Source organism: Micromonospora desertarenae (assembly GCF_056150265.1).
Genome location: NZ_JAXCFQ010000024.1, coordinates 20,071 through 42,306, shown reverse-complemented (window position 1 = coordinate 42,306; position 22,236 = coordinate 20,071). Strand labels below are relative to the sequence as shown.

Below are 22,236 nucleotides of genomic sequence, written 5' to 3'. Positions count from 1 at the left end.
ACACCACCGTGGCGACGAGTGTCCTACGACCAGTACCTGATCGCCGTCGCGATGACCCTGGCGCGGCGACACCGCCCGGCATGGTCGTGGCGCAGGTGGGCGTGGGTCTGTCGCTGTGGGGTCGACCTGCCCTGCCGTAACCGACACCGCATCCCGATCAACCGGAAGCACTGGCCCGCCCAGGGGGAGCAGTGAGCAACGAGGCGGAGCAGCGGATCCTGGTCGTACATCTGCCGGGGACGGACGGCCTGTGTAGCGGTTGTCGGTCGTGGTGGTCGCGGCTCACGCCGTACCCGTGCTGGCAGGTGGACTGGGCGACCAGCCGGCAGGCGCGGTCCCTGACAGCGGCGGTGCTCGGAGGCCGCGCATGACCACCCACGGTCCGGTGCTGCCGATCTGGAGCTGTGGCGGCTGCGACGCGCCGTGGCCCTGCCGTACCCGGCAGCGAGAGCTGCGCGCGGAGTTCGACGGCGCTCCGATTTCCCTGGCTCTCTACCTGGGGGCTCAACTGGTGCGCGCCTCCGAAGACCTGAGCTGGGTGCCGGCGGGGGTGCTGCACCAACGCTTCCTCGGCTGGCTGCGGTGAGCATCCTGCGGCCCGGCGACGAGAAGTTCCACTACAGCGATGGCTCCCACAAGTGGATCCCGCCAAACCCGGACTACGACCAGGAGGTCTGGAACGAGCAGGTCCGCCAGCACAAGCAAGGCCACCTGCGGAACGAGCGCCCCAAGGTCCGCGTCCAGCGGCTGATTTGATGCCAGCAGTACAGCAGCGAGGTACAGCAACGGTGCCAGCCGAACTGGGCCGAGAAGCGCCTCAGCAGTCCCATTGACCTCGCATTAAGCCCGACCCGACCCGCTCGCCGAGAGTTCACACCGAAGAGGTCACTGGTTCGATCCCAGTATCATCCACTGCAAATATCTGCAGGCAATGAGCCCGTCACCGGAACCACCGGTAACGGGCTCTCGCGCTGTTGCCCCTTCAGTTGGGAGCAGGGCGTGCCCGCCTTCGGTCGGCCTGGCTTCCCTATGGCTGCGCCTCAGCGGGAACCGTTGGGCGGTCCAAGCCATGCGCGCGGCGGGACCGGGCCCCGGTGGCCAGTACGGCGAGCCCGATCAGCACCAGTCCACCGCCGACCATCGCTGCGGCGGCCGGGCCGGCCGCATCAACGACCCGACCGCCGAGTAGCGCCCCGCCGGCGATGGCCAGGTTGAACGCGGCCACGAAAAGCGCCGTCACCGGCTCCGCGGCCCCCGGCGCCGCCCGCAGCAGCCAGTTCTGACCGGTGACGGAGACTCCGCCGTACGCGATTCCCCAGGCCAGCATGGCCGTGACGGCGCCGGGCAGCCCTGCGGCCGCGAGCAGCGGCGCCGCGAGCATGGCGGTGCTGAGCGCCGCTACGACGGCCAGCATCGTGCGGTGCGGGGCGCGGCCGGCGAACGCGCCGCTGACGAAGGTGCCGACCACCCCCGCGAGGCCGTACGTGAGCAACAGCGCGCCGACGAGCCCGGCCGGGACGCCGCCGAGCCGCTCGAGCACCGGCCGGACGTACGTGTAGGCAGCGAAGTGCCCGACGATCACAGCCGTGACAGCGACCAGCCCGGTACGCACCAGGCGGTCACCGAGCAGTGCCCGCATCGCCCGCAGGCGCGCCGGTTCCTGTACTGGCATTGGCGGCAGCGCGGTGGCCAGCAGCCAGGTCACCGCCAGCGACAGTCCGCCTGCGGCCAGGAACGCCGCCCGCCAGCCGACGAGATCGCCGAGCAGGGCCCCGGACGGCACGCCGAGCACCGACGCAACGGCGACGCCGCTGAAGATGATCGACGTGGCGGTGCCGACCGAGCGGGCCGGCACCAGGCGGACGGCGAGCCCGCCGGCCACCGACCAGATACCCCCTATGCAGACGCCCACGAGGAGACGGAACGCCACCAGCGGCGCGATGTGGTCGACCGTCGCCGAGGCGATGTTCGCGGCGGCGAGCAGCACGCCGAGCGCGACCAGCAGTCGCCGACGGTCCATCGCCCCGGCCACCAGCGGCACCAGTGGCGCCACGGCCGCCGCGACCAGGCCGGGTACCGTCATGGTCAATCCGACCATGCCGGCGCTGCTGTCCAGGCTGGCACCGATCGTGGTGAGCAGCCCGACCGGCAGCATCTCCGTGGTCACCACGGCGAAGACGGCGCCGGCCACCGCGCCGACCCCCGTCCACCGGGGCCGAGTGGCCGTCGCCACATGGTTGATCTTGGTCATGCTCTTTAGCCTGGTCTGGCCGAGGCGAGGGAACAACGGCGAAGCGTTCGTCGGACGATGAGCGGGGCTTATCGATCGACACAGCGGGTCGGGGCTCTTCGGGAAGGGGTACGGCATGGCCAGCCAACCGGAGCTGCGCGAGCTGGAGTGCTTCCTGGTGCTCGCCGAGGAGTTGCACTTCGGGCGCACCGGCGAGCGATTGCGGGTCTCGCAGAGCCGCGTCAGCCAGCTCCTCGCCACTCTGGAACGGCGGATCGGCGGCCGGCTCATCGACCGCACCAGCCGTCGGGTGGCGCTCACCCCGCTGGGCGAGCAACTGCTGGCCGGGGTGCGGCCCGCGTACGCGGCCGTGCGACAAGCGGTCGAGGAAGCCCGGGACGCCGCCCGCGGCGTCCACGACGTGCTGCGCCTCGGATTCCAGGGGCACGTGGACGCGGGTATCGCCGCCGCCGTCAACGCCTACCAGGCACCCGGCCGGCGGGTGGACCTGACCGAGCTGCCGCTGAGCGACCCATTCGGCGCACTGCACCGCAGCGAGGTCGACGCGGCCATCGTGTTGCTGCCGGTGCGGGAACCGGAACTGACGCTGGCACGGGTCTTCTCCCGGCAGCAGCAAACCGTCGCCGTGTCCGTGCGGCACCCATTCGCCGAGCGTGCCGCAGTGGACGTCGCGCAGTTGGTGGAGCTGCCGCTGATCGGGCCGGCTGCGCCGGCGCCGGAGTACTGGCGGGCGGCGCAGGCGCCCGTCGTCACGCCCGCCGGCCGGCCAATCCCCGCCGGGCCGACGGTCACCACCCTCCAAGAGGGCATCGCGCTCGTCGCAGCGGGCCGGGGCGGGATGCTGGTGTGCCGGCGCACCGCCGGGTTGCAGGTCCGCCCGGACGTCGCATTCGTGCCGGTCACCGGGCTGCCAGAGTCGGCGCTCGGCCTTGTCGTCCGGGTACCGGGCTGCGGCACGCTGGCCTTCGCCGAGGCCCTCCCCGCCACCTGAGCCCGCAGCCTTGACCGGCCCTTGGCCTGTGACCGCTTCGACGGTGTCGACTCGTGGGCCCACTCATCCGGTCTCGGCGCACTGTCATGTGTGGATCTCGGCTGGAGTTCGCGATGCGGCAGCCACGAGGGAACCGTGGCGCGGTTACGCGTGGGGCGGGGTCGCCGTGTTCGCGGTGGGTGCCTGGTCGAACTCGTCACGGTTGCGGACGAGTTCGCTCTGGTGGCCACGGACCCAGTGCACGAGTCCGTCCACGGCCTCGCTCAGCGAACGGCCGAGCGGCGTCAGGGCATATTCAACCCTCGGGGGTACTTCCGGGAATGCGGTCCTGGTCACCAATCCGTCGCGGGTGAGGGCGCGCAGGGTCTGGCTAAGCATCCGCTGGGAGATGCCGGCGACCTGTTCGTGCAGCGCGGTGAAGCGCAGCGGGCCGGAGGCCAGGACCGTGATGGTCAGCAGCGTCCATTTGTCACCCACCCGCGCCAGCACATCGCGGACGAGCTCGATCGCCCGGACGCAGTCCGGCGCGACCCCGCGCTGCGCGAGTTCGGTAGCAAGGGAGCTCGTCATGGCTTTGTTCCTCATGCGTCAGTAGCTGACTTCAAAGTGCGTATGGGAGAGCCGGACTAAATCCGGTGGGCGCACGTTTCTTACTGATCGTAACTGACGTGCGGCCACCACTTCGTGGCCGTGACAGCGGGAGGACGGCATGGTCCGGCACGACACGTTCACGATCTCGCGGCACCTCGACGTGCCACCGGGCGAGGTCTTCACGGCGTTCGCCGACACCGCGATCAGGCGGCGGTGGTTCCGGCTTCCCGGCAGCGAGGTTTCCTACGAGCACGACTTCCGGGTGGGCGGAGGCGAGACGGCGCGCAGCACCTACACCACGCCGGACGCCGCGCCCGAGCGGCTGGAGTTCCGGTCGCGGTACATCGACATCGCGGGCCCCTACCGGATCGTCTACGGCTACGAAGCCGCGGTCGACAGCGAACTGCGGTGGACCTCGCTGGTCACCGTCCGGCTCGACGCCGAGACCGACGGAACCCGCCTGGAATGGACCGAGCAGGTGACATTTCTCCGATACACGGATGACGGCCGTGTGGACCTGGCGCACCTGCGCGGCGCAAGCGTGCTGCGGCTGAACGGCCTCGACGCGGCATTGCAATCCGGACATCGGCGTCAGCGACGGCGGTGAAAGTGCGTGTCGCACGCAGGTTCCGATCCGCCCGGCACAACGTTTCCGGCCATCCGTAACCATCAGATCAGCAGAAATGGAATACGCATGACGAACATCGGGATCATCCTCGGCAGTACCCGCCCCGGGCGGGTCGGTCACCAGGTGGCCGAGTGGGTCGCCAAGCTGGGCAACCAGCATGACGGCATTGACGTCGAGGTGGTGGACGTCGAGGACTACCGTCTGCCGATCTTCGACGAGCCGCAGTCACCGCTGCTCGGGTCCTACGCCCACGACCACACACGGAAGTGGAGCAAAAAGATCGCCGAGTTCGACGGATACGTCTTCGTCACGCCGGAGTACAACCGATCGATCCCCTCGGCGTTGAAGAACGCCATCGACTACCTCTACGGCGAGTGGAACAACAAGGCGGCGGGCTTCGTCTCCTACGGAAGTAACGTCGGCGGCGCCCGCGCGGTTGAACACCTGCGCCTCATCACGGCAGGTCTCCAGCTGGCCGGCGTGCGTACCCAGGTCAGTCTGTCACTCGCCACCGACTTCGCAGCGTTCACCACGTTTACCCCCGGTGATCGCCACAACACCACGCTCCGCCAACTCTTCACCGAGGTGACCGCCTGGGCCGACGCGCTCGCACCACTGCGTCAACCCTGACCACACCCGGACCGCTCGCGGTGACAGTCAGGCCGCCGCCCAGGCGGTGGCCTGCCCCGTCGCGACGGGCCGGGCCGTCCCCCTGCCACCACCACGCCGCTGCGCATCTTCGGGTGCCACGGTCAGCCGACGAGGAGCACGTACACATTGGTCAGCCGGTGCGCCTCGGTCAGGCTCACGGACAGCTCGCGCTGAATGTCCGGCAGGGCGAGGACGACAGTCCCGCATCCCGCGTTGACCAACAGCGGGGCGAGACAGACCAGCGGCAGCAGGAATTTGCGCGGCCGGGTCACGGCGGTGGACATGCGGAGCTGGGAGAAGGCGGGATGCGTTGCCGTTGAGAACCCCCCGCTCCGATGGCCGGTTGCAGCCGAGCGCCCGTGCAACCCGTTCGCAACCGTCGGGGTTCAACCACCGACAGCGCACCCCAAGGCTCCACCCTGTTCCCCGGGGGAGGGCCTCGACCCAGAAGGACAATGATGGATCTCAACCTCTCCGGTCGCGTGGCCGTGGTGACCGGCGCCTCCAAGGGCATCGGCTTGGCCGTGACCCGCTCACTGCTCGAAGAGGGTGCCAAGGTCGTCGCGGTCTCCCGCAAGACCACGCCGGAGCTGGAGCAGCTGGCCGGCCCGAACCTGCTGCACGTGTCGGCAGACCTGATGGACCCCGACGCCCCCGGGCAGGTTGTGGCGCGCGCGGTCGAGCACTTCGGCGGACTGGATGTCCTGGTGAACAACGCGGGTGGCCCGCCGCCGGGCGTCACCATGCCTCGCACCGGCTTCTTCGACAGCAGCGACGAGCAGTGGCGCTCGATCTTCGAGTTCAACCTGCTCTCCGCGGTCCGCGCGATCCGCGCGGCCATCCCTCAGATGATCGAGCGCGGCGGTGGCTCCATCATCAACATCTCCACCGGCATGGCACGTCAGCCGGCACCGGTCAACATCGAGTACGGCGCCGCGAAAGCGGCCCTGTCCAACCTGACCAAGGCCCTGTCGGAGGAGTTCGGCGCCAAGGGAATCCGCGTCAACACCGTCTCCCCAGGCGCCGTGCGCACCGCCTGGTGGACCGAGGAGGGCGGCGCGGCCGACGTCATCGCTGCGATGGCGGGTGCCGACCGCGACAGCGTCATGGACAGCATCGCGCCTCAGATGATGGGCCAGGTCACTGGCCGCCTCATCGACCCGCAGGAGGTCGCCGACGCGGTACTGCTGCTGGCGTCCCCCCGTTCGGCGAGTACCACCGGCTCGGACTACGCGGTCGACGCCGGCTTCCACAAGAGCGTCTGATCGGGGGAGCGCGGGGCCGGGCCCGGCCGTGACCGGGGGTTCCTGCGCGCCCACCAAGACCGATCGCATGGCGGTACCGGACCCCGGCGGCTCACCGCGCCGCCGGGGTCCTTCCGGTCCGCCCGGGCCCCATGCCGATTGTCTGAGGCGTACCGGCCATCGAGGAGAAAAACCGAGCATGCCAGCTCTCAGCCGCCGGCCGGCGGCAGCGTCGACACCGGCGTCGCGGTGGTGGGCGGGGGTCCGGTCGGCACCCTCGTCGCACGCGAGCTCGCCCTGCTGGGCATCGATGTGACCATCCTCGAGAAGCTGCCGAGCCGGACGGGATCTCCAAGGCGAGCACGCTGCACGCGCGCACCGCGCAGGCCCTCGACCGTCGTGGGCTGCTGGAGGCGGCGCAGCCGGGCCGGTACGCCGCGTCCCGCGACACCCGCGGGCCGGTGCGCTTCCATCTCGCCTCGATCTTCGAACTCGACCTGTCCCGGGTCGTCGAGGAGGGCCCGGTGCTCGTCGGCAGCCCGCAGGCCTACGCCCAGGAGGTTTTCGCCGCGGCCGCCGTTCGGCTGGGCGGACGGTTGCGGCGTGGCGCGGAAGTGGTCGGCCTGGTGGAGAACGACGAGCATGTCCGACTACACCTGCGGGCCGTTTCGGGCGTCGAGACGACGCTGACGGCCCGCTGGGTGGTGGGCGCCGACGGTGCGCGCAACGCCGTACGCAAGCTGGCCGGCATCAGGTTCCTGGGGCGACGGACCGACTGCCGCCGCGCTCCTGGGCGAGGTGAGGCTGCTGGAGCCCGCCGCCGCACCCGGCGGGTGGCGACGCACCCCGCGCGGCTGGACCCTGCTGTGGGTCGACCCGTACGGGTTGAGCCGCGTGTGTACCTACGACTACCGCAGGGCCGTATCCGGACCGGCACTCCCGTCCGACGCTGGAGGAGTTGCGGGGTGAGGTGGAGCGCATCGCCGGCCGCCCCGTATGCCAGCGGTGACACGGCCGCCCTGCACGCCGCCCTCACCCGCTGGTTCGAGCCGCGAACGTGGTGACGCCGCGGCCACGGACCTCCCACGTGCCACCGTCCGCGCTCGCGCCGCGCAGGCCGTCCAGGACACCGGGACCGGCGAGCGCCGGCAGGCGCGAGTCGCACAGTGAACCGAAGGCGTAGGTACGGGACGGCGCCCAGAGGGTGCTGGTCAGAAGCCGTCGGGCGAGTGGAACGAAGCCGGTCAGGGCGGCGGCCACGACCCAGGCGTCGGGGGTCTCCGCGGTCATCCGACGAGCGGACCGCAGCCATGACGCTGCGGTCTCGGGCCAGTCGACGACCGCGAGTACCACCCCGCCGCGTGCCTCCCACACCGCGGTGAAGGCCGCCGCGGACGTCGTGGCGGCGGCATCCCGGCTGTGACCGATCACTACGGTCGTGATGCCGGACCGGGGCACCGTCAGCAACCCGGTGAGTGCGGCCAGTTCGGCCGCCGTGTGCGGGACGGGCCACGGCAACCGCCCGAGTGCCCTCGACACGGCCGGATCGACGAGCGGGGAACGGCCGGCCTCGTCCCCGACATCGGTCCGGTGGCGGTCGAGAGGTCGCATGGGTCTGCCTCTCGTGTCTGGATCTCCAAAACGGCCCCTCGCCCAACCGGGACGGCCGACGGGAGATGATCGGGGACGCGGTGGCTATGCGTCGTGGAAGACCAGGCCGAGGGCGTGCCGCCGGCCGGAGTGGACCATGCTGACCCCGTGTCGGACGGCGCCGGCGGACCAGCCGCGCCTGGTGCGTACCGGCCGGTCGCGGGTCGTGAAGACGAGGCCGTGCCCTTGGGGCAGGGCGACGGTGGTGCCGCGTGACTGGGCCCGAGGGCGTTGTTCGACGAGCAGGAACTCGCCCCCGGTGTAGTCGGCGCCGTACGTGTCCAGACCGATCACGACCTGGAGCGGGAAGACCAGGTCGCCGAAGACGTCACGGTGCAGGGCGTTCCAGCCGCCCTCCTGATAGCGCAGCAGGATCTGCGCGGAGCGGTCCTGTCCCGCCTCGTGGCACATCGCCAGCCACTCGCGCAGGTCGTCGGGCCAGGGTGCCGGGCGTCCCAGCCGCTCGGCCCAGTCACGGGCGACGGCCAGCAGACGCGGGTAGAGCGCCTCTCGCAGCTCCGCGATCGCGGGAGGCAGCTCGCGGGTGAAGTAGCGGTACGTTCCGGAGCCGAATCGGTGCCGGGCCATGTCGACGGTGGTGCGGAACAGCTCGGCCCGCTCGTACAGGACGGCGATGGCCCGGCACTGCTCGGTGTCGAGCAGGGGGGACGTCAGCGCGCAGCCGTGTGCGTCCAGTGATTCGGCGAGCGCGGCCCAGTCCGTGTCGTCGACGCGCCGGCGCGCGTTCCACGGCGCGGTGTCGGTGTTCATGCCTCTCCCCCGAGTCAGACGGCGAGCATGGAGCCTTCGAGCGCGAGCAACATCTGCTTGCGCCGCAGACCACCGGCGTAGCCCGTGAGTGCGCCGTTCGCGCCTACCACCCGGTGGCACGGGCGGACGACCAGCAGCGGGTTGGCGCCGATCGCCGCACCGACAGCGCGCGCCGCGCTGGGCGGCTCACCGAGCCGGGCGGCGACCTCGCCGTAGGTGACTGTCGTGCCGTACGGGATGGCGTCCAGCGCTGCCCAGACCCGGCGCTGGAAGCCGGAGCCCGAGGGGATGTATCGGATGTCGAAGCGGTTCAGTGTGCCCACGAAGTAGGCGGCGAGCTGGTCGGCGACCGCGGTGAAGGCCCCGTCGTCCCGGACCCAACCGGGCCGTACGGTCGCACCCCCGCTCTGGTCCGGGAAGGAGAGGCAGGCGAGGGCGATGCCGCCGGGGGCGGTCGCCATCCGCTCGCCGACCACCAGCAGTTCACCCAGCGGACTGTCGAGGGTTGTGTAGATCACCGTGACTCCTCAGGACATCGTCGATGCCCTTGAAACACCGGATGCGTCATTCGGGTTGCAGGATCCGGCGGCGCCGCGGACGTGGCATGCCACGACCGGTACTGCCGCCGACGACCAGGCAACGCCCCCCGGCGAGCTCGTAGGCTGGGGACTCCCACCTGTCGGGCTCCGCCGCATTCGGCAACCCTTTCTCCGAAGGCGGTGTTCTACCAGCGATGGAGGAGCTTGCCGAGCAGTTGACCGACCTGCTGGCGCAGGACCTGGACGCCGGCTTCACAGAGCTGGTCCGGGTCCACGCCAGAGCTGTGCACGCGTTCCTGCTGCGCGTGTCCGGATCGGCCGCGGAGGCGGATGATCTGGGACAGGACGCTTTCCTGCGGGCCTACACGGCGCTGCAGGGCTACCCGCCGGAGCGGCGCCGGGCGTTGCAGCCGCGCGCCTGGCTGATGACGATCGCGGCGAACGTGTGGCGCAATCACGTGCGCAGCAATTCGCGCCGTCCGTTGTCCGTCATGCGGGTGGACGACGCACCGGACATGTGGTCGGACGCGGATCCAGGCCCGGCGGACCGTGCTCTGAACGCGGACGACCGGGGCCGTCTGGTCGCCGCGCTGTCCCGGCTGCCGGAGTATTACCGCGTACCGGTGGTGTTGAGGCATGTGGTGGGGATGAGCTATGCGGAAGTGGCCCAGATCCAGGGTTGCCCCGTGGGGACGGCCAAGGCGCAGGTGTCACGTGGCATGAGCGACCTGCGCCGGCTGCTGACCTGGGAGGAAGAAGGGGAGGTGGCGACATGAGCGGGGGAGACCACAACCAGCTACCCGCGTCGCAGATCGGGTCCGATTCGCCCGGCGAGCTGGGCGAACCGCCGGCGCCGGTGGACTTCGCGCTGAGGATCCTGCAGCGCGTGGGCATCCCGCGCGATCGGTACGACACGTACGTACGCCTGGACACGGCAGCGGGCGGCCTGTTCGTGGCCTTCACACCGGAACTCGTCACCGGGGCCGTACTGGCAACCGGGGGGCTCACCGCCGAGAGGTTCGAGGAGCTGCACCGCTCGCGCACCGGTCGGTCGGCCATCCCCACCGGCACGCCCCTGCCCGGGCTGCTGACAGCCCTGCGCACGGGCCGGGTCAGAAGATTGTCGCTGGACCTCGGCCCGGTCGACGCGCTGGAGGCCCGGGTGCTGCGGGCGGTCCAGACCATCCCTGCTGGGCAGCTGCGTCCTCTCTCCTGGCTCACGCGTGAGGCCGCGCTGCCGCCCGCGCGGGGCGCCGACGCCGTGCTGAACGTCCTGGCACACAATCCGTTCGTCGTGCTGGTCCCCTGCCATCGGGTGACGTACGAGCACGGGGCGCCCTGCGACGCGGCCTACCTGCCAGCTGCCGGAGACGCGCTGCGGTCGGCGGAGGGCGTCGACATGGCCGAGGTGCACCAGTGGTCGCGAAGTGGTGCGGTGTTCCTCGGCAGTGACACCACCCACATCTACTGCCATCCGACGTGCGCCAACGCCCGCCGGATCACGCCGGCGCACCGCGTGCCGTTCACGAATGCCCGAGAGGCGCGTCGCGCGGGTTACCGCGCCTGCAAGAGCTGCCGGCCCGTGGCGGCCTGAGCACCGCCGCCGTTCGGCGTCGCACCCGTCGCCTCGGTCGAGGCGGCATCTACACACGTCGGGGTCGGGGGTAGGGGGCGCGGTAGCGTGCCCCGGTGGATTGGGACTCCTTCGAGACGGCATGGCACGACATCGGATGCCAGACCCTGGCCGGCATCGCCGCAGCGCATCCCGACGAGCAGCTGTACGCCGCAGCCTTTCACCTCTTCTACAGTGATGGCGCCCAGATCCTCCCGCCGGCCCTTGCCGCCAACACCGAGGCGGCGGTGCATGAGAACGACGGGTACTCGACGCGGTTCGCCGCACCGGAATGGCGGTGGGACGTCCTGGAGGCCGCGAGCGACGCGATGCGGCCGTGGTACCACCGCCTCAGCGAGGAGTTCCTCGCGCCCGCCACCGCTGACGCCGCACGGGACGCGGCGTCGGACGCGCTGGATGCGGCCCACGACGGCGCGATGGCCAGGGTCTGCAAGGCGATGACCGAGACTGCCCGTCGAGGTGGCATCCACGACTCGCTTCCGACCAATTTCGTCGTCGTCATCCTCGAGGGTCAACGGGGGGACGAGGAGGCCGACCTGATCCGCCGGAGCGTCGACCCACAGGTCCTCGCGACCGTCCCGGAACTGGCCGATTACCTGCGAGAGTTCCAGTAGGCGGGAGCTCCAGCGGGTTCGACGGCTTCGTCGTCTCGATGCGCTCTTCTGCCGCTGGTCCCGCGCACCGTCTCGTCGAACTTCTGTCGGGGGTGCTCCGGTGCCGTCATCACCGCGCTCAGCGCGGCCATCTCGCTCACCATGCTCCGCAAGCGCCGTGGCGCCGCCCCCTCGGGCGAGATCTTCCTATAGCTCCGAGCGGTAGATCTCGACAGGGGAATCCGACGGGTGCAAGCGAGACAGGTCCAGGGGGCCGCGACCCGACCGGGAGATGACAGCGGCTACGGCGTCGTTGAATCCCTCGGTCATGTTGTTGATCTCCACGAACTCACCTGACACATGCGTGGCGTCCAGCCATACGACGCGCTGATTGTCAGGAGGTAGCAGAGATGCGTACAGGGCGACGCTGGCTACTTCCACCCAGGGAAGTCCCGTGGTCCCGTTGGGGTGAGTGACCCAGATTCCCAGGTCGTCGATAGATACGCGCTCGGCCATGGGAGCGGACTGTAGCGGCTGTGTGGCCGGAGTTGTTGCCGGCAACGGCGACACCGACGAGCCCGGACCGGGCGGAGATCAAGCCTTGGGGGGTGATCACTCGGCCCGTGCCGCCGCCAGGATCGGAACCCTGGTCGCTCGCCGGGCTGGCAGTGCCGAGGTGGTGAGCGTGACCAGTGCCGCGGCACCAGCGACGCAGGCGTACAGCCACCAGGGGGCGTTGAGCCGGATGTAGGAGCCTCCAGTCGCTGCGTGGATGAGTGCCACCGTGCCCACCGCGATTCCGAGACCGAGCAGCGTACCCAGGGTGACCACGGTGGCCACCTCCCAGTGGATGATGGCGCGGAGTTGGCGGGCGGTTGCGCCGACGGCACCGAGCAGACTGAACTCACGGCGGCGTTCACTGACGCTCATCGAAATCGTCGTGGTCATGCCGAAGAGGGCGAGCAGCAACGTCATGCCGACGAAGCCGTACATCACCGTCGAGCCCTCGGTGATCGCCGCCGCGGCCTTCTCGACGTAGGACGTCCGGTCGAGCACTGTCGCGCCGGGCACGCCGGCGACCTTCTCCATGATCGCTGCCGCCGTGCCCCCGCTGACGAGCACAACCTCCACCTGGTCGGCGAGCCCGGAGGGTTCGGCCGTTGCCGTCACGCGACCGGCTCTGTCGCACGCTCGTGCCGAGGAACAGCGCGCCTGGTCATGACGGAAGGTCACATGCCGATCGTTCCGTCGATGCGTTCGCGGAGCAGGTCGGCATGTCCGTTGTGGCGGGCGTACTCCTCAATCATGTGGACGAGGACCCAGCGCAGCGAGACGGTGCCGCGCCAGCTGTCGTGGCCCTCGACGTCGAGACTGTCGGCGGTGGCGATGAAGGTGTCGGCGAATGCGATCTCGTCGTGCCAGGCTCGGCGGGCCGCGGCGACGACGGCAGGATCGGGTACGGCGTCGTCGAAGTCGCCGTCGGGGTTGGTCGGGGACGAGAACAGTGGGGGTGCGTGTTGCCCGGCCAGGACCTGGCGGAACCAGCGGCGTTCCACGTCGGCGAGGTGCCGGATCAAACCCAGCAGCGACAGCGTCGACGGTGGCACCGCTCGGCGAGCCAGCTGATCCTCGACGTTCGAGCACTTCAACTTCAGCGTATTGCGCTGGGCTCGCAGCATGTCGTGCAGCAGCTGCCGTTCACTGCCGGTGGCGGGTGTGCGGAACCGGCGGTCATCGGCGGCGGGGAACAACCCGGCTCTCCTGCGGGTGACGTCCGGCTCTGCGGTGACCGGCGCGTCGGCGCCGTAGAGGGGGAATCGCTTCGTCAGGGCGGTGATTCGGTTGCGTGGGCCGTACGCCGCGACGGCGACGTAGTGGATCTCGTCCGCGGGTGTCGCGGCGAGCGCGGCCACGTAGTCGTCGTACGTGCGGGCCCGTCGGGCGACCTCGTTGAAGGCCACGGTGATCAGATCGCCGTCGGCGCGCACCGTTCGATGCAGGTCGCGAAGCTGGTCGGCGGTGGCGCTCAGGATGGGCACCGGATGGCGGTTCAGACCTGCGTGCGGCTCGCCGGAGCCGTCCGTGGCGTCGGTCTCGGGTGGATGGGGCAGCCGGCCGCCGAGGCTCAACGCGAGCACTGCCGCCGCGTTGGCCGCCCAGGCGGCGTGCAGGTCGGCACGGACGACGATCACGAGCTTGGTTGCCGGGGTCATGTGGCGATGCTCCAGGGGCGATGGTGGTGACAGGGATCAGCGGTGGGCACCACAGACGCGTCGGCGAGCGTGGGAGCGGGCGGCCTCGGCCGGGGTCGAGCCGGCGGCGCGGGCGGTGCGCAGGATGTCGGTGAGGGTGTCGGCGATGCCGTGGACCCGGACGGTGGCCTGCGTCGAGGTCTCCTGATGGAGTTCGACGGCGGTGGCGTGGATGATGCCGCCGGCGCTCACGACGATGTCCGGGGCCCAGAGGATGCCACGCTGGTGCAGCAGGTCAGCGGTGGCCGGGGCGTCGAGTTGGTTGTTGGCCGGTCCGGCGATCGCGGCGCAGCGCAGTTTCGGCACCGTGTGCGGGGTGAGCAGGCCGCCGAGGGCGGCCGGGACGAGCACGTCCACGTCGGCGGTCAGGCAGTCCTGCGGGCTGGCCCAGGCCGCGCCGGCGGCGCCGGCGAGCGCACGTCGGCTGTCGTCGACGTCGCTTGCTACCAGCGTCGCGCGGGCGTCGGCGAGCATCCGCAGCACGTGGCCGCCGACGCGGCCGAGGCCGAGCACGGCGAAGCTGCGCGTGGACAGGTCGGACGATCCGAACCGCTCGGCGCACAGCGCGTGCAGGGCGGCGAGGACCCCGACGGCGGTGTGCTCGGAGGAGTCGCCGCTGCCACCGGCGCCAACCGGTCGGCAGAACGCGTACGGCGTCCGCTCGGCGATCGTGGCCATGTCGTCCGGGCCGGTACCCACGTCCGGGCCGGTCGCGTACGTGCCGGCCAGGCCGGCGATGACGTCGCCCACGTCGTGCAGCACCGCCCGACGGGTGGCGCCGTCGGGCGTCACGCCGGGGGGCAGTGCGACGACGGTCTTACCGCCACCGTTGGGCAGCCCGGCCAACGCGCACTTGTCCGACATCGCGGCCGAGAGCCGCAGCGCGTCGTCCAGGCCGTCGCGCCAGTGTGGGTAGTTCGCCAGCCGGCATCCACCGATGGCCTGGCCGAGCGCGGTGGAGTGCACCGCGACGACGATCGGCAGACCGGATCGTGCGCCCCGCCTGACGACGACGTGTTCGTGCATGGACTCGATGTCGATGTCGATGTCGGTCGCGATCATGATGGCTTCCCCTCGCCTGCTCGTCAGAACGGGACCGACAGTAGGCACATGGCCGGCACCAACTGGCTCCCACCGAACGTCATTCGGAAAAGATGGCAAGATCTCGGTCGTGAACGAACTTGATGCGGCGATCATCCGGCATCTGCAGACACATGCGCGGCAGACCAACCGCGAACTGGCCCGCGCGGTCGGCATCGCGCCCTCGACCTGCCTCGAGCGCGTACGTGCGCTGAGGGAGCGAGGCGTGATCACCGGATACCACGCCGAGATCAGCCTGACCGCCCTCAACCGTGGCGTTCAGGCACTACTGCACGTGCAGGTCCGGCCGCTGAGCCGTACCGTCATCGACGGCTTCAAGAAGTACGCGATGGGGCTGCCCGAGGTGCTGTCGGTGTTCGTCGTGGCAGGCGGCGACGACTTCCTCGTCCACGTCGCCGTGCCCAGCGTGGACAGCCTGCACGCCTTCCTGATGGACAAGTTCAGCGGACGCCGCGAGATCGTCGGCTTCCGCAGCTCGGTGATCTATCAACACGCCCGGAAACAGATCATCGAACCACTCGACCTGTGAGCCCTCCGCGCGGTTGTGGGTCCCCTACGAGATGTTCGAGCCCGACAGGGGATCGGGGCTGATCCAGTGGGGCGGCGACCAGACCGAGGGGGAGTACTACTGGCTGGCGGAGCGCGCTGTGGAGCCCGACCGGTGGCCCGTGGTCGCGCGGTGGGACGCCACCGAGCCGTGGCACCAGCTCGACATGTAAAAAACTGACCTACCTCCTCGGGACCGCCGCCGTTCGGGCACGACAGTCAGCAACCGAGGGAGTCGCCGAGGCGTCTGGACGACCGGTAGGCATCGTCCCGGACTGCCCGGCACGGTGCAGAGGGTGCCGTCGGGTGCCCAGGCGCACCGTCGCCGCGCCCAGCAGGGTCGCGGCGGCCAGCGGCAGCCACAGCGCCGCCGCGCCCAGGCTGAGCAGGCCGGTGATGATGATGGGGTCGACGGCCCGGGCCAGGCCGTAGCTGAGCTGCCAGCGGGCCAGCGCGCGACCCATCAGGTGCGGCGGTGCTGACTCGATCACCAGCGGCACGCTGGCGCCGGTGTAGAGAATTTCACCCAGCGTGAAAGGCACGATGACCACCGCGACGAGCACCATGCCGGGAACGCCGCCGGTCACCCCGCCGAGCCAGAAGGCGAGGTACGAGGCGGCGAGCAACAGGCCGGACCAGAACAGCACGGTGCGGTGTGGCCACTTCGCCAGGCGCACTACCACGACCAGTTGCAGCGCAATCACCATGACGGTGTTGGCGACGAAGATGCCCGAGGGCCACGCCAGGGACGCCTCCAGGCCCTGCACCAGCAGCAGCGGCAGGGCGATCTCGATGATGTCGGCGTAGAACGCGTACGGAATGCCGGCCAGGGCCAGGACGGTGACGGTGCGTAGGCCGGCACCGCGCGCTTCCGTCGTCGCCGCAGCCGGGGCGGGAGCCGGAGCACCGTGATGGGACAGCGGCACCCGGGCGATCACCGCCGCGCCGAACACGCACCCGAGCGCCGTCGCCAGCGCGAGCCAGCGGAGCACCGCCGGCCCGGACGCGACCAGAACCGTGCCGAGCAGGGCGCCGGCGCCCAGGCCGGCGTTGCGCAGCGAGCGGCCCGCGGCCAGCGCCGCCGTACGCTGGGTCGGGCCGGCGAGCGCGGCGACCAGGGCGGAATTGGTCGGTGGAGCGATCTGCGTGCCGACGCCGATGAGCACCGCACCGATCGCGAACCCGGCGACGCCGGGCACCAGGGCGAGCAGCAGCGACCCCACCGCCCGCACCAGTAGGGCGGCGACGGCGGGGGCCCGCCGCGCCCCGCGGTCGACCCACCATCCGGCGAGCGGGACGGCGCCGAGGCCGGCCAGCATGCCGACGGTCAGCGTCATTCCGGCCTGCGGCGCGCTGAGCCCGATCAGCAGGGCGTAGATCACGATGAACGGGCGCAGCATCCCGGAGGTCGCTGCCTCGACTGTGGCGCTGAGCGCGTAGCGGCCGCCGCCCGGGATGCGGACCAGCTCGCGGAGCGTCGTTCGGGTGGTCGTCACGGCTGACGATCGTCCGGCCACACGACTGCGAAGGGATCCAGGTTGGCCAGCGTCGTCAATCCATGGCCCGTCGATTGACAGACGGCGTCAATCGGCCTGCCCGGGCGCGGACCCCTGCCATGATCGGTACCGTGGTCACCTCGATCGACATCGCCGGCGTACCGGCCGATCGGATCCGGATAACGCCGTCGCCGCTCGCGGAGCTCGGCGCGGTGCTGCACGTGCTCGCGGAGCCGCAGCATCATCCGGACACCGCCGCGGCGGTGGCGAGGATGGCGGCCGCCCTTCCCGCAGAGCTGGCTCCGGACCTGGAGGAGTTCGGTCTGCTCTGGCACTCCGGCCGGGCCGACTTCCTGTTCCCGTCCGACCCGCGGCCGAGCCTGCGCGAGGAGCTGGACGACGTCGACCGCCTGGACGACGAGCGCTGGGTCGCGGCGGCGCTCGCCGCCCATCGAGCCGTCTCACCGGCGCCGCGAACGTGGTCGCCGCTGCGTGACCCGGTCGTGCGGCAGCGCGCGCTGGCCGCGGCCCGCGCCCGGGGGCCGCGGCAGGCGGCGTGGGCCGAGCGGGTGCTCGCCGATCCGGCCGCCGAGCGGGAGCGGGTACGACGCTTCCTGCTCGCCTGCGAGTCCGCCTTCTTCGGCACGGTCTGGGAACGCGTCCGCCCAGCGCTGGCCGAGGAGGCCGACCGTCGACGCTTCGACCTGGCCCGCGAGGGCGTCGGCGCCCTCGGCCGGATCTCGCACGCGATCGGGGTCGACACCGTGCGCGGCGTTCTGACGATCGACAAGCTGCAGGACCAGACCGCGGACGGTCGCGGCGGCGGGATGACGCTCATCCCGAGCGCGTACGGCGCACCGCACATGACCGTCGTGTACGCGCCCGGCTGGCTGCCCGTGCTGCAGTACCCGGCGCCGGGCTGGAACCCGCGCCCGGTGTTGCGGGTGGACGAGCTGGATGCCCGGCTGACCGCGCTTGCGCACCCGCTGCGGCTACGTCTCTGCCGCACGCTCGCCCGAGGCCCGCACACGACCGGCGAGCTGGCCGACCTGTGGCGGGTGACGGCGCCGGAGGTGTCCCGGCACCTCGCGGTGCTGAAGGCGGCCGGGCTGCTGATCTCGGCGCGCCGTGGTCGCTACGTGACGTACCGCCTGGACGTGGCGGCCTGCACCGGCCTGGGGCAGCACCTGGTGGACGTCCTCGGGCGCTGAACAACCAGGACGCGCGCGACGACTTCGTGGGCCGTTCAACGGCATGGAGGTGTGCGGAGGGCTGGCCGTGTCCAGGGTCGGGTGATCCGTAGGCTGTGCACGTGGATGGTCCTGTCATCGCCGCTGGACGACGACACTCGCTGGGGCTGCGTGCCGACGGCACCGTGGTTGCGGCCGGCACCGGGACATCTGGGGAGTGTCGAGTCGACGACTGGGCTCACGTGGTCGCCGTGGCGGCGGGCAACGTGCATTCGGCGTCGAACACTGGACGGTCCCACAGTGTCGGCCTCCGCGCGGACGGCACTGTGGTGGCGACCGGCTGGAACCGTGACGGACAGTGTGACGTCGCGTCATGGCGCGAGGTGACTCTTGTCGCCGCGGGCTGGCGCCGCACCCTGGGGCTGCTGGGTGACGGCACCGTGCTGGCCGCGGGACGGGCCAACGAGGGAGCCTGCGACGTGAGCCAATGGCGCGAGGTCGTCGCGTTGGCGTGTGGCGACTGGCATTCGGTGGGACTCAGAGCCGATGGGACCGCGGTTGCCGTGGGGAACGATCGCCGTGGGCAGTGCGCGGTCGACACGTGGCGTGACGTCGCCGCCGTCGCCGCCGGCTACCTCCACACGGTTGGTCTCGGCAGCGACGGACGGGTCTTCGCGGTCGGGGATCAGTCGACGGGCGCCGGTGAGGTCAGTGCCTGGCGGGACGTCGTGGCAGTGGCGGCTGGGAGCTACCACACGGTCGGCGTCACCGCGGCTGGCCGGGTAGTGGCCGTGGGCAGCAACGATTTCGGGCAGTGCGACGTCGCCGGCTGGCGGGGGATCGTCGCGGTGGCGGCCGGATCCACCCACACTCTGGGGCTACGCGCGGACGGAACAGTTGTCGCCGTGGGAAACAACGAGCACGGTCAGTGCGACACCACCGGCTGGAGTGCGATCCGGTCGCCCGACTGAACACCGTACGGAGGTTCGCCCTGCTGTCGGCCGGTGCCGACATCCCCGTCCGCCGCTCAGGACGGCCGACCCCTCACCAACCAGAGGTGTCGCGGTACGGCGAGCAGCGACGATGGCCGAGAACTCGTCGCCGGCGTTGAGTCTTGTCACGAGGTCCAGGACGGCTCGGGGTCCGCCGTTCGCCTCGATCCACCGGTGTACCGCGCAGGCGGCTCTGGCATAGGTCCGCTCGTCGGCGCTGGCGGCGGCGAGCCATTGGTGGAGCGTCCGGGGCAGGGCGCCGCCCGGCTCAGCCCTACACCGGTCGTCGGCCGAGCGTGGGTGGAGATAGCGCAGATCGTCCGAAACGACGACGGCGAGCCCTTCGTCGAACCACTGGGGCACCGTGGTGCCGGAATCGAGCCGGCGGTGCAGCTCGACGTGGGACATCTCGTGTGCGGCGATCACCGGGTCGAGGCCGCGCGGTGACAGGATGACGGCCCGGTTGAGGACGGCCACGCCCCGCTCCCTGCCGCCGCCTATGCGCCGGTAGCAGTCCTCGGTGGTGCAGGCCAGGATGCGCGGCGAGCTTTCGCGCCCGCCGTAGAAGGTGCGGATGCGCTGCTCCGCCGCGGCCACCATGTCGACAACCTGCTGCCGCTGCTCGGTGGAGGCTTCGCGGCCGACGTAGAGGTTCGCTTCCACCCGTCGCATGCCGTAGCAGGCGGGACAGCTCGTGGCCGCGACGGTGGGGTACAGCGCCGCGGCACCGACGACCGCGCCGATCAGGGCCGCACTCAGTCCGAGGACGAGTAACAGCATCCTGCGTCGGGAAGTGCTGCCAAACCTGCCGTGCCCGGCGGGGCGCCACGTCCTTCTCATCAGGTCATCCCTGCTTTCAGGCGTCACGCCGGATGAACATCACTGTCGCCAGGGCGAGGGCGAGCGCGACCCAGAGCGCCATCAGAACTCCCCCTTGTCCCGCCGTCAACGTGGTGTCGTACGAGGATCCGGTCTGGTACATCTGCCTGCCGGCCCGGTCCGGTAGGTATCCGGCCATCGCGGTGACCCGGGTCAGGAGGGGCGAGGCGACGAAGACCAGGCCGAGCATGACCACCAGCGCGGCCAGGACGCCCCGGGTCAACAGGGCGACGGTGTAGGCGAGCATGCTGATCAGCAGCAGGTACGCCACCGCTCCGAGCAGCGGACCGAAGGACGGTCTCCGTTCACCCACACCGGCCAGCGCGCCGACGGCGAGCACGGCCGTCATCGCGGCGGTCACCAGATGCGCGACGGCCTTTCCAGCCGCCAGCAGTGGCCGGTGGGGCACACTCTTCACGGTGGTGTGGATCTGACGCCCGCTGTACTCCGTCGCCGCCGCGAGCACGCCGAGCAGGATCAGCCCGACCTGTCCGTACTCGATGGCCTGGAAGCCCGCGTCGGTGGCGGCGGAAGCGCCCGCCGGCTCGGGGGCGGCGGCCTGGAGGACGAGGGCCAGTCCCGGCACGCCGAGGAGCGTCGCCCCGACGGTGCCGGCGACGGCCGGGAGAGTGCGCAGTTTGATCAGCTCGGCGGCGGTGACGTCGGTGAACCTGCTGTTCATCCCGGTCCTCCGCTCAGGCGTCGCGTCGAGTGAACACGACAGCCGCGACGACCAGCATCACGACGGTCCAGGCAGCCATGACAAGACCCCCGGCGATCGGACCGAGCATGTCCTCGGCCGGATATCTCGTGCTGACCATCTGCGCTCCCGCGACGTCGGGCAGGTACCTGGCCAGCCCTGTGACGCGGGTCAGCAGCAGCGAGACGGAGACGAGGGAGGTGTTGGCGATGAGGAGCGTCAGGGGAATGATTCCGCTTCGGGTGAGGACGGTGGCGGCGCAGGCGAGCAGCGCGGTGAGCACCAGGTAGACGACGGATCCGACGACCCGCCAACCGATCCTGTCGACGAGGTCACCCGGCGGGTGCCCGTGATCGCCGAGCAGGGTTTGGGACACCATGATCGCCCCGGGCACGGTGAAAGCCGCGAGCGCGCCGGTCGTCACCGTCACCACGGTGACCTTCGCGGCGAGCAGGGCCGGACGCCGGGGCGTACTTGTCAAGGTGGTGGATATCTGCCGGCCGCCGCCGGCGTCGTCGCGGTTGGACGTGTACTCGCTGCTGATGATGACGACGCCGAGCACGATCGCACCCACGGCTCCCACCGGGAGCAGATCGAGCCCCGCTTCGGTCGTGGTGTGGTCGGTGAACCTCGCGGTGTCTCCGCGGTCCAGCGCGGCACGCATCGAGATGGCCGTGAGGGCCGCGAAACCGAGCGTGCCGAGCACGCTGATGGCAATGGCGACGAGTGACGCCGGCAGTCCGAGCAGCTTCCGGAACTCGGCGATGACCATGTTGCTCACACTCCGCCCCCGTCCCTCGGGTGGTTGACCGGGCGCCCGCCGGTGGGGTCGGTGAGGGCGAAGAACGCGTCCTCCAGGGAGGCGTACCCGGCGGTGACCGCGGCAAGCGGTCCGTGGCTGACGACCCGTCCGCCGCTGATCACGACGAGGTCGTCGGCGATGCCGGCCATCTCGGCCATGAGGTGACTCGAGAGCAGCACGGTGCGTCCCGTGGCGGCGAAGTCCGTGAGGAACCGGCGGATCCAGCGGATGCCGCCCGGGTCGAGGCCGTTGACCGGTTCGTCGAGGATCAGCAGCTCGGGGTCGCCAAGCAACGCCGTCGCCAGACCCAGGCGCCGGCCCATGCCGAGCGAGTACCGCCCGACGCGTTTGCCGGCGGCGTCACTCAGCCCGACGATCTCCAGCACCTCGTCTACACGGTCCTTGCGGATGCCGTTGCTTCGCGCCACCCAGCGCAGGTGAGCGTGGGCGGTCCGGGACGGGTGCGCGCCAGTACCGTCGAGCAGGGATCCGACGGTACGCAGCGGGTGGCGCAGCGTACGGTAGGGCACACCTGCGATGAGCGCCGAGCCGGCGTCGGCCGAGTCCAAGCCCAGCAGCACGCGCAGGGTCGAGGACTTCCCGGCGCCGTTCGGACCGAGGAACCCGGTTACCCGGCCCCGAACCGCGGTGAAGCTCATGTCGTTGACGGCGATCTTCCTGCCGTGGCGTTTCGTGAGGTTGACTACGTCGATCACGTCGTACAGCATCCGACCGG

General features: G+C 70.8%; 28 protein-coding genes and 2 pseudogenes. 14 read left to right on the top strand and 16 right to left on the bottom strand.

What is annotated here, in order from left to right:
* The first annotated feature begins 367 nt into the window (after positions 1-367).
* Both SM577_RS31310 and SM577_RS31305 read left to right on the top strand, forming a co-directional pair.
* Positions 368-586, top strand: a complete 219-nt coding sequence (locus SM577_RS31310) for a hypothetical protein (RefSeq protein ID WP_302917406.1) — start codon at positions 368-370, stop codon at positions 584-586.
* Positions 583-756, top strand: coding sequence for a hypothetical protein (locus SM577_RS31305; protein ID WP_302917405.1), 174 nt, complete (start codon positions 583-585; stop codon positions 754-756). The genes SM577_RS31310 and SM577_RS31305 overlap by 4 nt, the downstream gene beginning before the upstream one ends.
* A gap of 271 nt (positions 757-1,027) precedes the next feature.
* Here the strand turns inward: SM577_RS31305 and SM577_RS31300 are convergent, their stop codons facing one another.
* Positions 1,028-2,251, bottom strand: a complete 1,224-nt coding sequence (locus tag SM577_RS31300; RefSeq protein WP_474588671.1) for an MFS transporter — start codon at positions 2,249-2,251, stop codon at positions 1,028-1,030.
* Between the two features lie 115 nt (positions 2,252-2,366).
* Between SM577_RS31300 and SM577_RS31295 the strand changes: the two genes are divergently transcribed.
* Complete coding sequence (locus SM577_RS31295) at positions 2,367-3,242, top strand: LysR family transcriptional regulator (RefSeq protein WP_302917403.1); 876 nt, start codon at positions 2,367-2,369, stop codon at positions 3,240-3,242.
* Positions 3,243-3,386: 144 nt separating this feature from the next.
* On the opposite strand, the gene SM577_RS31290 is transcribed toward SM577_RS31295, so the two are convergent.
* Positions 3,387-3,812 (bottom strand): winged helix-turn-helix transcriptional regulator, encoded by a 426-nt coding sequence (locus tag SM577_RS31290; RefSeq protein WP_474588670.1) that lies wholly within the window; start codon positions 3,810-3,812, stop codon positions 3,387-3,389.
* Positions 3,813-3,951: 139 nt separating this feature from the next.
* On the opposite strand from SM577_RS31290, the gene SM577_RS31285 reads away from it, so the two are divergent.
* Both SM577_RS31285 and SM577_RS31280 read left to right on the top strand, forming a co-directional pair.
* On the top strand, positions 3,952-4,440 hold the full coding sequence (locus SM577_RS31285) for an SRPBCC domain-containing protein (RefSeq protein WP_474588669.1): 489 nt from the start codon (positions 3,952-3,954) through the stop codon (positions 4,438-4,440).
* 87 nt (positions 4,441-4,527) lie between these two features.
* Positions 4,528-5,091 (top strand): NADPH-dependent FMN reductase, encoded by a 564-nt coding sequence (locus SM577_RS31280; RefSeq protein WP_474588668.1) that lies wholly within the window; start codon positions 4,528-4,530, stop codon positions 5,089-5,091.
* Between the two features lie 122 nt (positions 5,092-5,213).
* Here the strand turns inward: SM577_RS31280 and SM577_RS31275 are convergent, their stop codons facing one another.
* Positions 5,214-5,396, bottom strand: coding sequence for a hypothetical protein (locus tag SM577_RS31275; protein ID WP_474588667.1), 183 nt, complete (start codon positions 5,394-5,396; stop codon positions 5,214-5,216).
* A 174-nt stretch (positions 5,397-5,570) separates the two neighbouring features.
* Between SM577_RS31275 and SM577_RS31270 the strand changes: the two genes are divergently transcribed.
* Both SM577_RS31270 and SM577_RS31265 read left to right on the top strand, forming a co-directional pair.
* A complete protein-coding gene (locus SM577_RS31270; RefSeq protein WP_302917399.1) occupies positions 5,571-6,377 on the top strand; it encodes an SDR family NAD(P)-dependent oxidoreductase in 807 nt (268 codons plus the stop codon).
* Between the two features lie 228 nt (positions 6,378-6,605).
* Positions 6,606-7,420, top strand: a pseudogene (locus SM577_RS31265) (FAD-dependent monooxygenase).
* Here the strand turns inward: SM577_RS31265 and SM577_RS31260 are convergent.
* From SM577_RS31260 to SM577_RS31250, 3 genes are all read right to left on the bottom strand, one after another.
* Entirely contained in the window at positions 7,389-7,967 is a 579-nt protein-coding gene (locus SM577_RS31260) for a hypothetical protein (protein WP_474588666.1), read from the bottom strand. The pseudogene SM577_RS31265 and the gene SM577_RS31260 sit on opposite strands and share 32 nt — an antisense overlap.
* 84 nt (positions 7,968-8,051) lie before the next feature.
* Positions 8,052-8,777, bottom strand: a complete 726-nt coding sequence (locus SM577_RS31255; protein ID WP_474588665.1) for a 2OG-Fe(II) oxygenase — start codon at positions 8,775-8,777, stop codon at positions 8,052-8,054.
* Between the two features lie 14 nt (positions 8,778-8,791).
* Entirely contained in the window at positions 8,792-9,295 is a 504-nt protein-coding gene (locus tag SM577_RS31250; RefSeq protein WP_302917395.1) for a methylated-DNA--[protein]-cysteine S-methyltransferase, read from the bottom strand.
* A 215-nt stretch (positions 9,296-9,510) separates the two neighbouring features.
* Here SM577_RS31250 and SM577_RS31245 point away from each other — a divergent pair, with 215 nt between their 5' ends.
* The 3 genes from SM577_RS31245 (at position 9,511) to SM577_RS31235 (ending at position 11,563) form a co-directional block, all read left to right on the top strand.
* Positions 9,511-10,092: an RNA polymerase sigma factor gene (locus SM577_RS31245; RefSeq protein WP_302917394.1), complete on the top strand. Its 582-nt coding sequence runs from the start codon at positions 9,511-9,513 to the stop codon at positions 10,090-10,092.
* Positions 10,089-10,910 carry an MGMT family protein gene (locus SM577_RS31240; RefSeq protein ID WP_302917393.1) on the top strand — a complete coding sequence of 274 codons (822 nt, stop codon included), beginning with the start codon at positions 10,089-10,091 and terminating at the stop codon, positions 10,908-10,910. The genes SM577_RS31245 and SM577_RS31240 overlap by 4 nt, the downstream gene beginning before the upstream one ends.
* 95 nt (positions 10,911-11,005) lie before the next feature.
* Positions 11,006-11,563 (top strand): hypothetical protein, encoded by a 558-nt coding sequence (locus SM577_RS31235; RefSeq protein WP_474588664.1) that lies wholly within the window; start codon positions 11,006-11,008, stop codon positions 11,561-11,563.
* A 186-nt stretch (positions 11,564-11,749) separates the two neighbouring features.
* Here the strand turns inward: SM577_RS31235 and SM577_RS31230 are convergent, their stop codons facing one another.
* From SM577_RS31230 to SM577_RS31210, 5 genes and pseudogenes are all read right to left on the bottom strand, one after another.
* On the bottom strand, positions 11,750-12,058 hold the full coding sequence (locus SM577_RS31230; RefSeq protein WP_474588663.1) for a hypothetical protein: 309 nt from the start codon (positions 12,056-12,058) through the stop codon (positions 11,750-11,752).
* A gap of 96 nt (positions 12,059-12,154) precedes the next feature.
* Positions 12,155-12,712 carry an ABC transporter permease gene (locus SM577_RS31225; protein WP_474588662.1) on the bottom strand — a complete coding sequence of 186 codons (558 nt, stop codon included), beginning with the start codon at positions 12,710-12,712 and terminating at the stop codon, positions 12,155-12,157.
* A 59-nt stretch (positions 12,713-12,771) separates the two neighbouring features.
* The gene (locus tag SM577_RS31220) at positions 12,772-13,221 is read right to left on the bottom strand and encodes a DinB family protein (protein ID WP_474588679.1); all 450 of its coding nucleotides are present in this window, start codon (positions 13,219-13,221) and stop codon (positions 12,772-12,774) included.
* 138 nt (positions 13,222-13,359) lie between these two features.
* A pseudogene (locus SM577_RS31215) lies at positions 13,360-13,755 on the bottom strand (DUF2000 domain-containing protein); the annotation flags it as partial.
* Between the two features lie 36 nt (positions 13,756-13,791).
* Positions 13,792-14,856 carry a Glu/Leu/Phe/Val dehydrogenase dimerization domain-containing protein gene (locus SM577_RS31210; RefSeq protein ID WP_474588661.1) on the bottom strand — a complete coding sequence of 355 codons (1,065 nt, stop codon included), beginning with the start codon at positions 14,854-14,856 and terminating at the stop codon, positions 13,792-13,794.
* A gap of 109 nt (positions 14,857-14,965) precedes the next feature.
* Between SM577_RS31210 and SM577_RS31205 the strand changes: the two genes are divergently transcribed.
* Positions 14,966-15,424: an Lrp/AsnC family transcriptional regulator gene (locus SM577_RS31205; protein WP_302917382.1), complete on the top strand. Its 459-nt coding sequence runs from the start codon at positions 14,966-14,968 to the stop codon at positions 15,422-15,424.
* Between the two features lie 31 nt (positions 15,425-15,455).
* Entirely contained in the window at positions 15,456-15,614 is a 159-nt protein-coding gene (locus tag SM577_RS31200) for a hypothetical protein (RefSeq protein WP_302917381.1), read from the top strand.
* 9 nt (positions 15,615-15,623) lie between these two features.
* Here the strand turns inward: SM577_RS31200 and SM577_RS31195 are convergent, their stop codons facing one another.
* Entirely contained in the window at positions 15,624-16,937 is a 1,314-nt protein-coding gene (locus SM577_RS31195) for an MFS transporter (RefSeq protein WP_474588660.1), read from the bottom strand.
* A 119-nt stretch (positions 16,938-17,056) separates the two neighbouring features.
* Between SM577_RS31195 and SM577_RS31190 the strand changes: the two genes are divergently transcribed.
* A complete protein-coding gene (locus SM577_RS31190; protein WP_474582911.1) occupies positions 17,057-18,148 on the top strand; it encodes an ArsR/SmtB family transcription factor in 1,092 nt (363 codons plus the stop codon).
* Positions 18,149-18,249: 101 nt separating this feature from the next.
* Positions 18,250-19,098 (top strand): RCC1 domain-containing protein, encoded by an 849-nt coding sequence (locus SM577_RS31185; RefSeq protein WP_474582912.1) that lies wholly within the window; start codon positions 18,250-18,252, stop codon positions 19,096-19,098.
* On the opposite strand, the gene SM577_RS31180 is transcribed toward SM577_RS31185, so the two are convergent.
* The 4 genes from SM577_RS31180 to SM577_RS31165 all read right to left on the bottom strand — a co-directional run bounded on the left by SM577_RS31180 (position 19,006) and on the right by SM577_RS31165 (position 22,228).
* Positions 19,006-19,899: a hypothetical protein gene (locus SM577_RS31180; RefSeq protein ID WP_474588659.1), complete on the bottom strand. Its 894-nt coding sequence runs from the start codon at positions 19,897-19,899 to the stop codon at positions 19,006-19,008. The two genes, SM577_RS31185 and SM577_RS31180, sit on opposite strands and share 93 nt — an antisense overlap.
* Before the next feature lie 76 nt (positions 19,900-19,975).
* Positions 19,976-20,680: a hypothetical protein gene (locus tag SM577_RS31175; protein ID WP_474588658.1), complete on the bottom strand. Its 705-nt coding sequence runs from the start codon at positions 20,678-20,680 to the stop codon at positions 19,976-19,978.
* 13 nt (positions 20,681-20,693) lie between these two features.
* Entirely contained in the window at positions 20,694-21,479 is a 786-nt protein-coding gene (locus SM577_RS31170; protein WP_302917376.1) for a hypothetical protein, read from the bottom strand.
* A complete protein-coding gene (locus SM577_RS31165; protein ID WP_302917375.1) occupies positions 21,476-22,228 on the bottom strand; it encodes an ABC transporter ATP-binding protein in 753 nt (250 codons plus the stop codon). The genes SM577_RS31170 and SM577_RS31165 overlap by 4 nt, the downstream gene beginning before the upstream one ends.
* Positions 22,229-22,236: the final 8 nt, after the last annotated feature.

Excerpts from the sequence above, each read along its gene's own strand:
- SM577_RS31310 (WP_302917406.1), top strand. The coding sequence starts at position 368 with ATGACCACCCACGGTCCGGTGCTGCCGATCTGGAGCTGTGGCGGCTGC.
- SM577_RS31255 (WP_474588665.1), bottom strand. The coding sequence starts at position 8,777 with ATGAACACCGACACCGCGCCGTGGAACGCGCGCCGGCGCGTCGACGAC.
- SM577_RS31200 (WP_302917381.1), top strand. The coding sequence starts at position 15,456 with ATGTTCGAGCCCGACAGGGGATCGGGGCTGATCCAGTGGGGCGGCGAC.
- SM577_RS31295 (WP_302917403.1), top strand. The coding sequence starts at position 2,367 with ATGGCCAGCCAACCGGAGCTGCGCGAGCTGGAGTGCTTCCTGGTGCTC.
- SM577_RS31300 (WP_474588671.1), bottom strand. The coding sequence starts at position 2,251 with ATGACCAAGATCAACCATGTGGCGACGGCCACTCGGCCCCGGTGGACG.
- SM577_RS31260 (WP_474588666.1), bottom strand. The coding sequence starts at position 7,967 with ATGCGACCTCTCGACCGCCACCGGACCGATGTCGGGGACGAGGCCGGC.
- SM577_RS31275 (WP_474588667.1), bottom strand. The coding sequence starts at position 5,396 with ATGTCCACCGCCGTGACCCGGCCGCGCAAATTCCTGCTGCCGCTGGTC.
- SM577_RS31270 (WP_302917399.1), top strand. The coding sequence starts at position 5,571 with ATGGATCTCAACCTCTCCGGTCGCGTGGCCGTGGTGACCGGCGCCTCC.
- SM577_RS31190 (WP_474582911.1), top strand. The coding sequence starts at position 17,057 with ATGATCGGTACCGTGGTCACCTCGATCGACATCGCCGGCGTACCGGCC.
- SM577_RS31165 (WP_302917375.1), bottom strand. The coding sequence starts at position 22,228 with ATGCTGTACGACGTGATCGACGTAGTCAACCTCACGAAACGCCACGGC.
- SM577_RS31230 (WP_474588663.1), bottom strand. The coding sequence starts at position 12,058 with ATGGCCGAGCGCGTATCTATCGACGACCTGGGAATCTGGGTCACTCAC.
- SM577_RS31210 (WP_474588661.1), bottom strand. The coding sequence starts at position 14,856 with ATGATCGCGACCGACATCGACATCGACATCGAGTCCATGCACGAACAC.
- SM577_RS31180 (WP_474588659.1), bottom strand. The coding sequence starts at position 19,899 with ATGCTGTTACTCGTCCTCGGACTGAGTGCGGCCCTGATCGGCGCGGTC.
- SM577_RS31175 (WP_474588658.1), bottom strand. The coding sequence starts at position 20,680 with ATGAACAGCAGGTTCACCGACGTCACCGCCGCCGAGCTGATCAAACTG.
- SM577_RS31285 (WP_474588669.1), top strand. The coding sequence starts at position 3,952 with ATGGTCCGGCACGACACGTTCACGATCTCGCGGCACCTCGACGTGCCA.
- SM577_RS31290 (WP_474588670.1), bottom strand. The coding sequence starts at position 3,812 with ATGACGAGCTCCCTTGCTACCGAACTCGCGCAGCGCGGGGTCGCGCCG.
- SM577_RS31245 (WP_302917394.1), top strand. The coding sequence starts at position 9,511 with ATGGAGGAGCTTGCCGAGCAGTTGACCGACCTGCTGGCGCAGGACCTG.
- SM577_RS31240 (WP_302917393.1), top strand. The coding sequence starts at position 10,089 with ATGAGCGGGGGAGACCACAACCAGCTACCCGCGTCGCAGATCGGGTCC.
- SM577_RS31220 (WP_474588679.1), bottom strand. The coding sequence starts at position 13,221 with ATGCTGCGAGCCCAGCGCAATACGCTGAAGTTGAAGTGCTCGAACGTC.
- SM577_RS31280 (WP_474588668.1), top strand. The coding sequence starts at position 4,528 with ATGACGAACATCGGGATCATCCTCGGCAGTACCCGCCCCGGGCGGGTC.